Raw genomic sequence first — 12626 nt, forward strand, 5'->3', positions numbered from 1 at the left:
CACGCTGACGGACTTCAGGTGAAAACTTGTTCGTTGTCTTGCTCATGGTGGCTCCACTTTCTCAGAAGTTGGAGCCTCCGGCAAACCCGGCGCGGTTCATGAATTCAAAGTCGGCGGCAATTTTTCGTACTTAATTGAGCACGGAAAACGCCGTATTCTGGTAATCGCCAGCGGAAACTTTGTCCCAGGTAAGTTCAAAAACATTAAGGCCGACGTCGTGTTCCTTGGAATTGCGACACTCGGCAAGCAAAGTTCCGACTTCGTGGCGACCTACTGGCATGAATCAGTGCAACTAACCGAAGCAAAGCTGGTCATTCCTATTCATTGGGACAGTTTTTTCGATCCGCTGGATGAACCCAGCAAGGCACTTCCCCGCGCCATGGATTCGTTCTCGGATAACATGAAAATGCTCCTTGCGCTTGCGCGCCGCGACAACGTTGAACTGCGCTTACCAACGCCATTTGCTCCAATTGATCTAGGCTCCTCCGATTAAACCCCGGTGGAAATTTGCGAAATGACCTGTAAGTATCTACTCAACGCGGTAGCGGACACTCAAGTTTGGAATAATCAAAAGCGCAGATAGCTTTCTAAGTATATGGTCCTATTGGCATGGGTGCCACTTATCTAGAATGCGCATCTCTGATTTCATGTCTAATCCCGCGATCTCAGCTGCTGACGATGACGTCGCCTCTCCGACCGAATAATTCGTATGGGCAAGCTTAAGAAGGTTTTGACTTGGCTTTCGCACTGGTTAAGCGCGGCGACGCAATCAACGAGTTGGTTCCATCGACTGCATTGCTTTTGCGGTAAAGCTGTCTTCAGAAGCTCGTACAGGTAACAGTGTTCATTTTAGGCATGGCTGATGACGAGGACATGTTCAGCCGATCGGGCGAGTGTATACTCATGGATATTGAGGTGTGCAGCGGCCTCCATTTTGTCAAAATCCCACGATCCCGGAGGCGGTCATAGGGTGATCTCAGCTTGTACTCGCGAACGAGATAGGTGACGCGTTTGGTTGTGAAGCGGGCGTTGCGCTGGTCGCGGCGCGTCACTTAGGGGGGACGGTATCCCTGGTTGTTGAGAGACTCTGCGATCTCGGAAAAAATATGATCATCAAGGAGTTTATCGATCAACACGATGATGTCGGAGTTCGTCTTGACCTGCTGGCTGCGCGATCTTGGGTCATGGTGACGAGCATCTGGGTTTTGCCGCATTGAAACGAATATGGGCCTTGGTAGCGCCTCTCTCGGGTAGTTTGAGGAGGGTGCATGGCTCATCCCCGCGGCGCGTTGTCGAGGCACTCAAAAATTCATATAGACAGACTATTCTGTAATTTCTCAGATTGCGAATTTATACGGTCTGTCTATTATAGGACAAGGCAAATAAGTAGAGGCAGAAGTAACCGCTGATTTCAACTCGTTTGGGCAAAATCGTGGTTCGCGTCTGCTACCTGCAGCGAACCGCGTTTTCAATGTTGAGGTGGTATCGCATGACAGCTTACGCAATCTTCATTCAAGAACGTAGCCGGGATGAGGCGGAACTGCAGACTTATACTGAAATGTTGAGACGATGGTTGGGAACATCGGGACGGACGTCCTTGCCGTCCGAGGTTCTCAATATTTCCTCGAAGAGCGGTGCCAGAGGGCGTTTTAATAGTAAGCTTTTCTACCATGGACGCAGCGCGCGCCTTATACGACAGTCCCATATATCAAGCTGCCGCAGAACACCGCTTTATCGGGGCTACCTATCGTTCCTCCATCATCGAAGGGGTGCGATGGACATTTCCCAGTTCAACAAGATGCTTGGTAATTACTCGAGTGCGAGTGAGCATCGGTTTTATTGCAATGCTGCAAGGCAACTTTCGTCTTTTCTTAGATCATCAGCCTTTAGGAAACGGAGTTCCATAAACTGGATTATGCGATATGTTATAACATAATATCTTGAAGCCTGCGGGAGAAGCTAATGCTGAGTAAAGCCAAAGTACCCCACGCTATCGATGTAGAAGTCGGCTCACGTGTTCGCGTTCGCCGAAAAATACTCGAGATGAGCCAGACGCAACTGGCCGAAAGTCTTGGGGTGACATTCCAGCAGGTCCAGAAATATGAAAAGGGCTCAAACAGGATTGGTGCAAGCCGCCTTCAGAATATGGCGGAAATTCTGTCTGTTCCGATCTCATACTTTTTCGGCGAAAGTGCCTTGAGTTCCATAGGCTCTGACGTGAAGACCGAGCTCTCCGAGGGTCGCGATCTTACAGCGTTTGTTGAAACACCCGAGGCCACAGAGCTTAATCTTGCATTTTCTAAGATCAAATCTCCGATTGTGCGCAAGCGTATTGTCGTGCTGCTTAAAAGCATTGCCATGTGCTCAAACCCCAATGATAAAATGAGAAATGACAGCTTCCGCCGCTGCACATTTAGGATGCTCTGTCCGCCGCCAGGCTGACGGTTAAACACGTAGTTGGCGCGCCGCTAGCATGGCGTCTGAGGACTCATATTCGCACGGAGTTCGGGAATGGATTTGAACAGCCAGTCACCCCATTTGGTTGACGCACATTTAGAGATAGGAAAAGCAGAAAGCGTATTGGAAGCGTTGAGAATCCTTCAGCGTATCTACAGCGTCGATTTCGTGACCTATCATCTTGCACATACGGTCGCAGACGTTGTTGATGCTCCATTTGTTAAAACCACCTACACTGATATCTGGGTTTCCCGGTACTTACTGAGTGGCTACGTCAAAGTCGATCCAGTGGTTAAGCAGGGCTTCCTGAGGCAAATGCCGTTTGACTGGCGAGAACTTGAAATCACATCGACTGCTTATGAATTCCTTCGCGATGCCCAGAACCATGGCGTCGGTCGCAATGGATACTCTGTCCCGATTGTCGACAAGAAACGTCGCGCCCTGCTCTCTTTGAATTCCCGCAAGCCACCTGACGAATGGAGCGGGATCGTAGACCAATTTCGCGGTGAGTGGCTGGAACTTGCATTCCTCATCCACAAGAAGGCGATTCAAGAGATTCACGGAGAGCATGATCCCGTCCCCAGTCTCAGCAAGCGGGAGAAAGAGTGCCTCCATTGGACTGCGCTCGGAAAGACCAGCACGGATATTGCGCAAATTCTTGGGTTGTCCGAACATACGACACAGACGTACCTATCAAACGTACGACACAAGTTTGGAAGCGGTCCTATTACGTCTGCGGTCGCTTTGGCAATTCAGCTTCGCCTGATTAATCCATATGGCAATACCCAGACTTAGGGGAGCCGATCTCTGGAGGTTTATCCCGCAGATGGCGGGCCGGATACTGTCTCCGTCAACAGGAGGCAATGATGTATCTTCTCGTTCAAGCTAATGAATATCACAAATATGCCGGACTGCTCGAGCAATCGCTTCGGCTGAGGAAAAGAGTCTTCGCCGATTGGCTGGGCTGGAAGGTCTCGGTATCTGGTCTCTACGAACGAGATCATTATGACGACCTACAGCCTGCCTACCTCCTCTGGTGCGACGAACAGCGGGAGCGACTCTACGGTTCGCTTCGACTGATGCCGACAACCGGCCCGACACTCCTCTATGACGTCTTCCGTGAAACATTCCCTGAAGCATGCGACCTCGTCGCACCTGGCATCTGGGAGGGCACGCGGATGTGTGTCGACGAAACGGCTATCGCGCGCGACTTCCGTGACATGCGCCCGGAACGGGCTCTTTGCCTGCTTCTCCTGGCACTTTGCGAGGTCGCTCTGAATAATGGGATCCATACGATGATCTCGAATTACGAACCACATATGAAGCGGGTATATCAAAGAGCGGGCGCCCAATTTGACGAGCTTGGTCGCGCCGACGGGTATGGAAGATTTCCGGTATGCTGCGCGGCGTTTGAGGTTTCGCCACGTGTTCTCGCCGAGATGCGCCTGAAGATGCAGATTACCGAACCGCTTTACAGGCGCCCCGAGTTTTTCCGACCAGACGTCATTGTCGCCGAACTAGCAAGCGCTTGAATCGGGGTCTGCATTCCTGCGGTCAGACCGCGCGCAGGAGAAAACTTCCGCTAATGAAAATTGCCGAGGAATAGCCATGGATGATAGTTTTGACGGGGCTCTCCTCCGCCTTGCCGAGTCCCACGCGCACGCCGTCTCTGAGCTCAAAATGCTGCGACAAAGTAAGCTGCGCGCCAGGGACCACGACCCGAACACCGCTCTTCCCCAAGCCCTTGCTCGAGAAGAAAGGGCGCGTGCAGCGCTCATCGAGTGGAGACCTGATTCAAACATCGAAGCGCAAACGAAATTGTTGTACCTGGTGCACTATTTAATCAGCACCAAAAAATCATTGGATCGCAAAGAGATGGAAGAATTGATGGATTCGATCGCGCATTTCGTGGAGAAATAGTGATAGCGAAAAGCGCGAAGTAGGCGCACGTGATTCGTGGTCGATGAAGTGCGTAGCCTTTCGCCCTGAACGTGATGTATGCTTCTATACGTCACGTTTTGGGTCAAGAAGATATGAGTAAGAACTTAGATAGCTACATCGCCGAATTGGGCCTGGTGAAAACCGCCGATCCCGAAAATGAGAAGCCAGTCTATCGTCGGGAAGGTCTTGACGGAATTTCCACATTCGAGGAGCTCGACGCCCGGCTCGGCGAAAAGCTACGCGAGTGTCGTCAGGCGAAGGATCTAAGCAGAGCTGACCTCGCCACGCTTGTGGGCTTGAGCGAACAGGTCTACGGGCGATATGAGCGAAGTTCATCGAGGATGCAGGTGAGCAGGCTGATCCACCTGAGCGAGATTCTTGGAATATCCCCGCTTGGCATGCTCTTTGCTGCGGCGCCCCATCTTTGGGGAAAAACGCCAGAAGAAGCCGATACGAGATTTCGCATGATCAGATTACTAGACGAGTTGCCGACCGATACGATGGCGTCGATCGTCACACTCCTGGAAACTGTCTCTGTGCTCCAGCAGCCCCCCAAAAAAGACCCCACGGCTGAGCGTCCGTAGGCGCTCAGGCATTCCCATGCCCCAGTTTGTCAACGTTCGAGGCTAAACCAGAACCGTCTGGATTGCCCGGTCGTTTCGTCTCGTAGATCGAAATAATGTGGGTCTTGTCGTAGAGGTCTCGCCTTGAACTCCGTATAAGAGCAGGAGCTTGAAGTGCTATAGACGCGTGTCACGCCATCGGAAGTCGTCCGCCTCTGCTCTACGTTCCCAGAACCGAAGAGGTGTTGCCTTCCCTTGCATTGGTTCACAGCTCGCATACAACGCGACTTAGCCCGGCTAAAAGATGAACTGTCATCGCTGTCTCCGTTCGCCGGCGTCCATCCAGCCGGGCACTCTGCATATTGCTCATAGCCCGGCTCGCCGGCCCCGCCCTCGGGGCATGTGGGCCATGAAAACCCGAGCTTCTTCATCGCCGAGATGAGCTTTTCCATGGGCGGTTGGCAGCTTTCCACGCCGCGCCAGGAGGGATTGGAGGAAGCCGCACAAAGCAAAACTTCGCAACCCCAATCGCTCGCTTCTGCAGATGTCGTGGAAAGTCCGGCGAAAGCCATCGAAGCAAACAATGCTAGAAGGTATTTCATTGGAGCCTCCGTTGCTCAATGCGTTATCGGTCCCGACGCTTCGGCTGGCGCCGCGCATCAAAGAAGGGGGGTGAGATCTCGCTACCACGCTCCCTTAGCAGGTTGATGTCGGCCTGCGGCCTGCGCCCCAAGGTCGTGTCGATCGCTTTCCCGCGCCATTCCTTCATGTCGAGCACATAGGTTCCCCACATTCCGTAGCGCGCCGCAATCGCCGACTGCTGCGCCTCGAGATAGCGCCTGTCTTGAGGAATTGGCGTGTTCAGTCTCGCCCATCCCACCCTGAGCATTTCCAGCCCAAGATCGCGGCTGCCGATCCGGCACTTGCCAGTTAATCCGATCGGATGATTATCTACGATCGCGTCACAGTGAACGACGCGGCTTCCCGTCGTTCTTTTCAGCCAGGCCTTTGCCAAGGCGCCGCACGGTACAGGCGCCAGCGAGGCCGCAGTCATTGATGTTGCGTTGGGATTGAATGACCACTGGACCAAGTCGCAACTGTCTATCTGGGACAGTCGCACAAGTAGCCGTTCCGCAGGAAACCAAAGTGTCCGTCCGTCAACGACGGCGACCTTACCACTCACTACTGCAAGCGGCGCCATCTCTGCTGATCCGGGCCGGCTGTCATCCGTGAAGTCTGCTGCAGCGGACACACCTTGTAGTCCGATGAAAATCGTAATAGCACAGATGATACGACGGATCATGGCAGAACTCCCGGCTTTCTGGCGGCGCGGCTTAGCAATATCGCTGGATGCTGAACATCTTTGAACTGCCAAAGGCCACGCCGCGCCTTGCGAGCGACCTGCTCTGCCACGGCATAGGCTGGATAGATCGGCGCCCCGGTGTCATCTAGGCTAGCAAAGCCATAGCCCTCGCTGATCATCATCATGGCAAGATCGAGCCGTTGCCCGCCCACCAACGCGTAGCAAACCGTAAAGGTCAGATCCGTGCGACCGACAATAGGAGCGCAAACCGGGCCGGCATCCTTTACAAACGCGGCAAGCACGGCAATTGATGCCTCGCCACAGTCGCGCTTATGTCCCGACGCGTTGGTATAGGACGTACCTCTCAGGCATGATTGGAGGCCGTAAAGGCGATACCGCTTTCCAGCGGAAATCCATGTGTCGCCCGTTTCAAGAACTGCGCCGGTCGCGAATTCGAAATAGCCAGGGGGTGCAGCGCCAACGGCTTGAGTTGCTATCAGGGCCGATGATACTGCGACCAGCACTCTCCGTCTCATTGCTTTTGAACCCTTGGATCGGCCCACATGCCGAAACCGCCCCTGCCCGTCTTCTCAGCGTCAGAGAGATCGGGTCGCATCGGCGAGCCATCAGGCTTTTTCGATAGCCTGAGAGCCCCAAGCGAGACCAGCTGCTCTTCCAGGCTATCAACGGAATCGAGTGAGCCGGGAAAATTGTAGTATCCGAAGCATGTAGCGTCCTGCAACGAAGCATCGCGTTCCGTCAGGAACGCCCGGCAAAAGATCACTTTCGCTGTCCTTACCAGTATCGCCAGTTGCTCCTGAGCGTAAGCATCACAGGTTCCAGCAAAACCCTCCTTCTGATTGACCATGTCCCCAGCGCAGGGTTCCAGCCCATAGAGATGAAGGCTGGTCTTCCCATCGATAGCGATTTGGACTGGCGTTTCGACGGCGAAGCCGGTTGCGGAGGCAAAACCCTTTCGATTCACCACCTTCCCGTTTGGATCATAATACTCAACGACCAGAACCGCTTTCCCGGGCGCAGCCAACGACTTGACATACGTCTGGTCGATCGTTCCACCCGCCCAGCACGAAGGCGCGACCATGGACGCACCCAGCGCAAGTACGATTGCTCTTTTTCGACCCTTTACCTCTCCTGTTCTCATCGCCGTCACCTTGGTTCGTGTTTTTTCTCTTTTCGATCGGATTTTTTCGATGTAATGATGAACACAAATGGTAACTGAATCAATCAAAAAAATTTGCCTTGAAGATCGCCCTTCCGTACATTTACGTACCAAGATAGATCATGAGATCAAATAAAAATGAAGGGTTTTCGCGTGAAAATGTTTTTATGCCCCCTTTTGATAGCGCCAGTCTTGGCGTGGCAGATCCCAGCCTATGGTTTTGATTACGGACGCTTTTATAGAGGTAGCGCGGAAACGGAAAGCGTTCGTATCCTCGCATCCCAAGCCGGAGAACGCGCTAAAGGTGATGCATTCGAGCTGTCGCCCTCCGGGCGAGTAGACAAAGTTTCATCCATCGAAACCGTGAACACAGATGGTTCCATTGGGCGTATAAGTGATCAAGGCCTTGGGACAAAAGACACCAGATCGGAGTTGGTTCTAAACTCGAACACATCGTATTCACACGGAGGTGACGGACGCGAATTGGCACGCGAGTGCGGCCCATCGCCGATGACTGCCGCCGAGATTGAGGACCTCGTCGGACGTACCGCACAAACTTACGGGATTGATCCGGGTTTAGCGAAGGCGATTGCTTGGACCGAGAGCCGGTTCGACCGAAACCGCAACAGTCAACAAGGCGCCCGCGGTCCGATGCAACTCATGCCCGCCACCGCCGAGGAACTTGGCGTGATCGAAATCTGCGACCCGGTTGCAAATATCGACGGGGGCATCCGCCACCTCAAGCTAATGCTCGACGAATTCCAGAACCCGATCCTCGCCGCCGCCGCTTATAACGCTGGAGCACAAGCCGTCTACGACAATGGCGGCGTGCCTCCTTTTGGCGAGACCGTTCGCTACGTCGCGAATGTCATCAACCGCCAGATGGGTTTGCAGGTCCAACGCAAGAAACGAACGCGTGGAACAACTGCCGACACTGACCCCCCCTCCACTAACGAAATGGCCAGCGATGTGATCGGTGCGCGCGGAAGCCGGTTCATCAAGGGCGTCATGCAGTTCTGAACGCAAAGGAGAGATTCAATGACTGTCAGCCTTTCTTCAAACCAAATGAGGGCAATCCGCGTCGCTGGTGTGATGTCTGCGATCGTCCTATCACAGCTCGCCACGGCTGATTTCGCGGTGGCGCAGGCCACCAATCAGGCCTTTGCACCGCTTCAGACTGTCGTGCAGGCCGTGGTCGACTTTATCACCGGCCCATTCGGTCGTTTGGTCGCCATCATCGCGGTTATCGGCCTGGGTTTCCTGGCCTTCGCGGGCCGGTTGAGTTGGTTTACCGCAGGCGCCGTGGTGCTGGGTATTGGTCTGGTCTTCGGAGCACCCGCCATTGTTGACGAATTGATGTCGACGGTCGGGAACTGACGGATGGCTGAGTTCGAAGACGACAAGCCCGTCCTGACTCCTCTCATCATTGGCCTGACCCGATCGCCCACGCTCTGGGGTGTTCCCTACATGGTGGTGGTCTTGGTGATTGGCATGACGATCATCGCCTGGCTCGCCACGAATACTGTCTGGGCGCTGCTGACAGCGCCTGGCTCATACGTGATCCTGTTCACGCTGTGCAGTTGGGACAGCCGGATCCTGGACGTGTTGCAGGTGGCAACCCGCCTGACGCCGAAGACACCGAACAAAACATTTTGGGGCGCCAACTCTTACGGACCGTAACGACCATGTTGAAGCTCATTCGAGAAGAACTCGGGTTTGGCAACAGACTCGCCCGCGAAAAACCAATGGCGAAGCATATACCGTACTTGCGGCATGTCGCCGACACGGTCGTCAAGCTGGAGAGTGGGGCCCTGCTCGCGGTCGTTCGCCTCAATGGCCTGTTTTTCCAGACGGAGGACCAGGCTGAACTCAACATGCGATCCGTCGTGCAAAACACGATGATCAGGGCGCTCGGCTCCAGCCGCTATTCACTTTGGTCAACCGTCATCCGGCGGCAGGTCGATAGTGATCTGGACGGTCAATTCAAAGACCCCTTCTGCGACCTGCTCAATCGCCGATACATGGCGCAGTTGAGCGAAAAGCGGATGTTCACCAACGAGCTCTACCTCTCGGTCATCCGATCAGGAATGCGCGGTGCGCTGGCTGTCGGCGACAAGGCGCGGCGCCTCATCGACAAAGCGGGATCCCGCGATGCGGCCGATGATCAACTTCGAGAGGCTGTCAGCGAACTCGAAGAACTTGTCGGTAACATCTGCAAGGATCTCCAGAAATATGCCGCACGTCCCCTCGGTATCGTTCATCGCGATGACGACCCCTATTCAGAGCCCTGCGAGTTCTTCCAGACGATCCTGAGCGGCGGCATTCCCCGCCGCATGCGCCTGCCCCGGATGAGCATCTCCAACTACATCGGGAGTTCGCGCCTGCATTTCTCCCGGCGGACCATGCAGGCACAGGGACCAGTCAAGGAGGATGATCGGTTCGGCGCCATGCTATCGATCAAGGAGTACCCTCCCTTCACAGGTCCGGGCATGCTGGATGGCTTGCTGCAGGTCAACCATGAATTCATTCTCACCCAGTCTTTCGCCATCACGGACAAGCCGATCGCCCAGGAGCGCATTTCGCGTCTCAAACGGCAGATTGCGGCCTCTGACGAAGCCGGCAGCGATGTCGAAAACGATATCGACTTTGCCCTGAACAGCCTCATGAATCAGGAGGCTGTGTTTGGCCTCCATCATATGACCCTCTTATGCCTGTCGCGAGATCTGGATGGGGTCAACAAATCGGTATCCGACCTTGGCGCCTGCCTGACGGACATGAACATCAACTGGTTGCGGGAGGATCTCAATCTGGAGGCCGGCTTCTGGGCGCAGCTTCCAGGCAATCACAGCTACATCGCCCGGAAGGCACTGCTCTCCAGCGCCAATTATGCGGGTCTGTCGTCCATGCACAATTTTGCTAGCGGACAGACAGACGGCACCCACTGGAACACGCCGATCACCATTCTGGAGACGACCAGTCAGACGCCCTACTGGTTCAATTTCCATCGGCGAGACATCGGCCATTTTCTGGTGACGGGGCCTACGGGCTCCGGCAAAACAGTCGTCTTGACCTTTTTGCTCGCGCAGGCTTTTCGCGTTCAACCCAATCCCAAAGCCGTTTTCTTTGACAAGGACCGAGGCGGCGAGATCTTCGTGCGAGCCATGAACGGTGCCTACGAGGTGCTGACGCCTGGGACATCGTCCGGGTTCAATCCGCTCCAGCTTGAAAACAACGGACCCAACCGCGAGTTTCTGCTTCGCTTGTTGAAGGCCATGCTCCGACACAGCGATGGCAATACTTTCGACCAGGAGGAGGAAGACATCCTCGAGCGGGCGCTGCTCCGGCTGATGCAGGAGCCAGCGGCCGAAAGAAACCTTGCCAACCTCTCCGGTCTTCTGATCGGACGTGTCCGCGCCGGCCCCAATGATCTCAGCTCGAGGCTCAGACCATGGATCGACGGCGAGAAGGCCTGGCTTTTCAATGCCCAGCACGACGTCCTTTCCTTCTCCGACCGACAGATATTCGGTTTCGACATGACCAGCATCCTCGACAACGAGGAGCTCAGGACGCCAGCGCTCATGTATATCTTTCACCGCCTGGACGAGCTACTCGACGGCAGACCCGTGATGATTTTTATGGACGAAGGCTGGCGCCTTTTGCGGGATGCGACGTTCAGCGACTTCATCGTCGATAAGATGAAAACGATCCGCAAGCTAAACGGCATCGTCGGCTTTGGCACCCAGTCCGCCGCGGATATCGCGCGAGCGCCGGCATCGCATACTTTGATCGAGCAGTCATCGACCAACATCCATTTCCCCAACCCGCGTGCGGACGAAGAAAGTTACATCCGGCGCTTTGGTCTGACGGTCAAAGAATTCAACTTCATCCGAACCACGCCCCCGGAAAAGCGGACGTTCCTAATCAAACACGGCAATGACAGCGTCATTGCAAGGCTTGATCTCAATGCCATGCCTGACATGGTTAAGGTCTTGTCCGGCCGCAAGGAAAGCATCGAAGAGTGCGCGCGCCTGAGAGATGCGCTGGGTGATGACCCTCTCGCCTGGCTTCCTCCATTCTGTGGATGGGAGACATGGCCATGAAGCGTTTCGCACTTCCCCTGTTGGCTGTCGCTGTGTTCGAGGTTCCGGGTCTTGCCTTGGCCGACGTCCCTGTTATCGATGACACAATTCTGCAGGAAGACACCGCGCGCGACGAGACAACGCGCAAAATCGAAACGACTGACAAGGATCGCCATACGATCAACACTTCGGTGACCTGCTCCATGTACCGTCCATCGCGCCGCAACGATCCGGTGGGCGCGGCGGAGCAAAATGCCGAGATCTCCGGCCTTGTCCGCAGGGTGGCACGGGAAGAAGGCGTCAACGAAAACGAGTTTCTCGCGCTGGTCTATCAAGAGAGCCGGTTCAACCCCTGCGCCAAGTCCGGCGTGGGTGCCACCGGGCTTGCACAGTTGATGCCAGGGACCGCGGCCGAACTCGGTGTGAACGAAAACAATATCGAAGAAAACCTGCGAGGCGGAGCGCGGTACTACAAGCAGCAACTGCGCCGCTACAATGGCAACGTGGCCCTGGCGCTAGCTGCTTACAATTCGGGTGCCGGCAACGTCAACAAATATGGCGGTATCCCTCCGTTCAAGGAAACGCAGGGCTATGTGCGCAGCATCACGCAGGATTGGCTGCCGGCTTTCGGCGGATCCGACAAATCCGGCATTCCGCTGAACTTTGGTGGTGGCGAGACGGCCTATACAGGCATGCGATCTTCCACGTTGAATGCTATGGGCACAACGACGGCCACGTCGGAAAGCCTCTCAAATGTCGGAAGCTGGTACCAGCAATTGGCTGGTATGCAGACCGGAACCATTCAGGACAGTTGGGACCACAATTCCACAGCGCGCAACGCCAATCTGGAAATGATGAACAACGTCATCAAGCTCAGCACAGCCATGGCCGATCTCATCAATTCACGCAATTCCGTCACGACCTCCAACCTGTCGAGTTCGTCCCAATCGGCATCCACCGGCAAACATGGGGACAGGCCAAGAGACACGACCAGTCTGTGCGACCCAAAGGTCAACCTCATCTGGGATCCTGAGAAACGAGCCTGCATCGATAAACGTGAAGGTACCTCAAACGTGCAGTTGTTGCTGCAACCACAATAGGAG

15 protein-coding genes are annotated in these 12626 nt (G+C 54.9%); 12 read left to right on the top strand and 3 right to left on the bottom strand.

Features of this window, described 5'->3' with window-relative positions:
- Positions 1–217 precede the first annotated feature (217 nt).
- The 7 genes from ASG39_RS23670 (at position 218) to ASG39_RS05445 (ending at position 4982) form a co-directional block, all read left to right on the top strand.
- Positions 218–493, top strand: coding sequence for a hypothetical protein (locus ASG39_RS23670; RefSeq protein WP_156468033.1), 276 nt, complete (start codon positions 218–220; stop codon positions 491–493).
- Between the two features lie 1177 nt (positions 494–1670).
- The gene (locus tag ASG39_RS24405; protein WP_082476966.1) at positions 1671–1907 is read left to right on the top strand and encodes a DUF1330 domain-containing protein; all 237 of its coding nucleotides are present in this window, start codon (positions 1671–1673) and stop codon (positions 1905–1907) included.
- Between the two features lie 55 nt (positions 1908–1962).
- Positions 1963–2442, top strand: coding sequence for a helix-turn-helix transcriptional regulator (locus ASG39_RS05425; RefSeq protein WP_082476967.1), 480 nt, complete (start codon positions 1963–1965; stop codon positions 2440–2442).
- 69 nt (positions 2443–2511) lie between these two features.
- The gene (locus ASG39_RS23025) at positions 2512–3252 is read left to right on the top strand and encodes a LuxR family transcriptional regulator (protein ID WP_082476968.1); all 741 of its coding nucleotides are present in this window, start codon (positions 2512–2514) and stop codon (positions 3250–3252) included.
- Between the two features lie 71 nt (positions 3253–3323).
- Positions 3324–3989: an acyl-homoserine-lactone synthase gene (locus ASG39_RS05435; RefSeq protein ID WP_062594132.1), complete on the top strand. Its 666-nt coding sequence runs from the start codon at positions 3324–3326 to the stop codon at positions 3987–3989.
- A 76-nt stretch (positions 3990–4065) separates the two neighbouring features.
- Positions 4066–4377: a hypothetical protein gene (locus tag ASG39_RS05440; protein WP_062593727.1), complete on the top strand. Its 312-nt coding sequence runs from the start codon at positions 4066–4068 to the stop codon at positions 4375–4377.
- A 113-nt stretch (positions 4378–4490) separates the two neighbouring features.
- On the top strand, positions 4491–4982 hold the full coding sequence (locus ASG39_RS05445) for a helix-turn-helix transcriptional regulator (RefSeq protein ID WP_062593729.1): 492 nt from the start codon (positions 4491–4493) through the stop codon (positions 4980–4982).
- A 604-nt stretch (positions 4983–5586) separates the two neighbouring features.
- On the opposite strand, the gene ASG39_RS05450 is transcribed toward ASG39_RS05445, so the two are convergent.
- From ASG39_RS05450 to ASG39_RS05460, 3 genes are read right to left on the bottom strand one after another with little or no spacing between them, the layout of a single operon-like run.
- Positions 5587–6264: a thermonuclease family protein gene (locus tag ASG39_RS05450; protein ID WP_244481135.1), complete on the bottom strand. Its 678-nt coding sequence runs from the start codon at positions 6262–6264 to the stop codon at positions 5587–5589.
- Positions 6261–6800: a hypothetical protein gene (locus tag ASG39_RS05455; protein WP_062593731.1), complete on the bottom strand. Its 540-nt coding sequence runs from the start codon at positions 6798–6800 to the stop codon at positions 6261–6263. Before ASG39_RS05455 ends, ASG39_RS05450 begins: the two co-directional genes overlap by 4 nt.
- A complete protein-coding gene (locus tag ASG39_RS05460; RefSeq protein WP_062593733.1) occupies positions 6797–7366 on the bottom strand; it encodes a hypothetical protein in 570 nt (189 codons plus the stop codon). The genes ASG39_RS05455 and ASG39_RS05460 overlap by 4 nt, the downstream gene beginning before the upstream one ends.
- Positions 7367–7582: 216 nt before the next feature.
- Between ASG39_RS05460 and ASG39_RS24410 the strand changes: the two genes are divergently transcribed.
- The 5 genes from ASG39_RS24410 to ASG39_RS05485 are packed head-to-tail and all read left to right on the top strand — an operon-like array spanning position 7583 to position 12623.
- Positions 7583–8464, top strand: a complete 882-nt coding sequence (locus ASG39_RS24410) for a lytic transglycosylase domain-containing protein (RefSeq protein ID WP_244481136.1) — start codon at positions 7583–7585, stop codon at positions 8462–8464.
- Positions 8465–8482: 18 nt separating this feature from the next.
- On the top strand, positions 8483–8821 hold the full coding sequence (locus ASG39_RS05470; protein ID WP_062593737.1) for a TrbC/VirB2 family protein: 339 nt from the start codon (positions 8483–8485) through the stop codon (positions 8819–8821).
- 3 nt (positions 8822–8824) lie between these two features.
- The gene (locus ASG39_RS05475; RefSeq protein ID WP_062593739.1) at positions 8825–9124 is read left to right on the top strand and encodes a VirB3 family type IV secretion system protein; all 300 of its coding nucleotides are present in this window, start codon (positions 8825–8827) and stop codon (positions 9122–9124) included.
- Between the two features lie 5 nt (positions 9125–9129).
- Positions 9130–11544, top strand: a complete 2415-nt coding sequence (locus ASG39_RS05480; protein ID WP_062593742.1) for a VirB4 family type IV secretion system protein — start codon at positions 9130–9132, stop codon at positions 11542–11544.
- Entirely contained in the window at positions 11535–12623 is a 1089-nt protein-coding gene (locus tag ASG39_RS05485; RefSeq protein ID WP_082476969.1) for a lytic transglycosylase domain-containing protein, read from the top strand. The genes ASG39_RS05480 and ASG39_RS05485 overlap by 10 nt, the downstream gene beginning before the upstream one ends.
- The last annotated feature ends 3 nt before the right edge of the window (positions 12624–12626 follow it).

Origin of the sequence: Rhizobium sp. Leaf371 (assembly GCF_001424045.1) — a bacterium.
Taxonomy (GTDB): domain Bacteria; phylum Pseudomonadota; class Alphaproteobacteria; order Rhizobiales; family Rhizobiaceae; genus Ferranicluibacter.

What these genes read in the sequence shown, in the direction of transcription:
- ASG39_RS24405 (WP_082476966.1), top strand. Translation starts at nt 1,671, where the DNA reads ATGGACGCAGCGCGCGCCTTATACGACAGTCCCATATATCAAGCTGCC.
- ASG39_RS05425 (WP_082476967.1), top strand. Translation starts at nt 1,963, where the DNA reads ATGCTGAGTAAAGCCAAAGTACCCCACGCTATCGATGTAGAAGTCGGC.
- ASG39_RS23025 (WP_082476968.1), top strand. Translation starts at nt 2,512, where the DNA reads ATGGATTTGAACAGCCAGTCACCCCATTTGGTTGACGCACATTTAGAG.
- ASG39_RS05435 (WP_062594132.1), top strand. Translation starts at nt 3,324, where the DNA reads ATGTATCTTCTCGTTCAAGCTAATGAATATCACAAATATGCCGGACTG.
- ASG39_RS05440 (WP_062593727.1), top strand. Translation starts at nt 4,066, where the DNA reads ATGGATGATAGTTTTGACGGGGCTCTCCTCCGCCTTGCCGAGTCCCAC.
- ASG39_RS05445 (WP_062593729.1), top strand. Translation starts at nt 4,491, where the DNA reads ATGAGTAAGAACTTAGATAGCTACATCGCCGAATTGGGCCTGGTGAAA.
- ASG39_RS05450 (WP_244481135.1), bottom strand. Translation starts at nt 6,264, where the DNA reads ATGATCCGTCGTATCATCTGTGCTATTACGATTTTCATCGGACTACAA.
- ASG39_RS05455 (WP_062593731.1), bottom strand. Translation starts at nt 6,800, where the DNA reads ATGAGACGGAGAGTGCTGGTCGCAGTATCATCGGCCCTGATAGCAACT.
- ASG39_RS05460 (WP_062593733.1), bottom strand. Translation starts at nt 7,366, where the DNA reads ATGGTCGCGCCTTCGTGCTGGGCGGGTGGAACGATCGACCAGACGTAT.
- ASG39_RS24410 (WP_244481136.1), top strand. Translation starts at nt 7,583, where the DNA reads ATGAAGGGTTTTCGCGTGAAAATGTTTTTATGCCCCCTTTTGATAGCG.
- ASG39_RS05470 (WP_062593737.1), top strand. Translation starts at nt 8,483, where the DNA reads ATGACTGTCAGCCTTTCTTCAAACCAAATGAGGGCAATCCGCGTCGCT.
- ASG39_RS05475 (WP_062593739.1), top strand. Translation starts at nt 8,825, where the DNA reads ATGGCTGAGTTCGAAGACGACAAGCCCGTCCTGACTCCTCTCATCATT.
- ASG39_RS05480 (WP_062593742.1), top strand. Translation starts at nt 9,130, where the DNA reads ATGTTGAAGCTCATTCGAGAAGAACTCGGGTTTGGCAACAGACTCGCC.
- ASG39_RS05485 (WP_082476969.1), top strand. Translation starts at nt 11,535, where the DNA reads ATGGCCATGAAGCGTTTCGCACTTCCCCTGTTGGCTGTCGCTGTGTTC.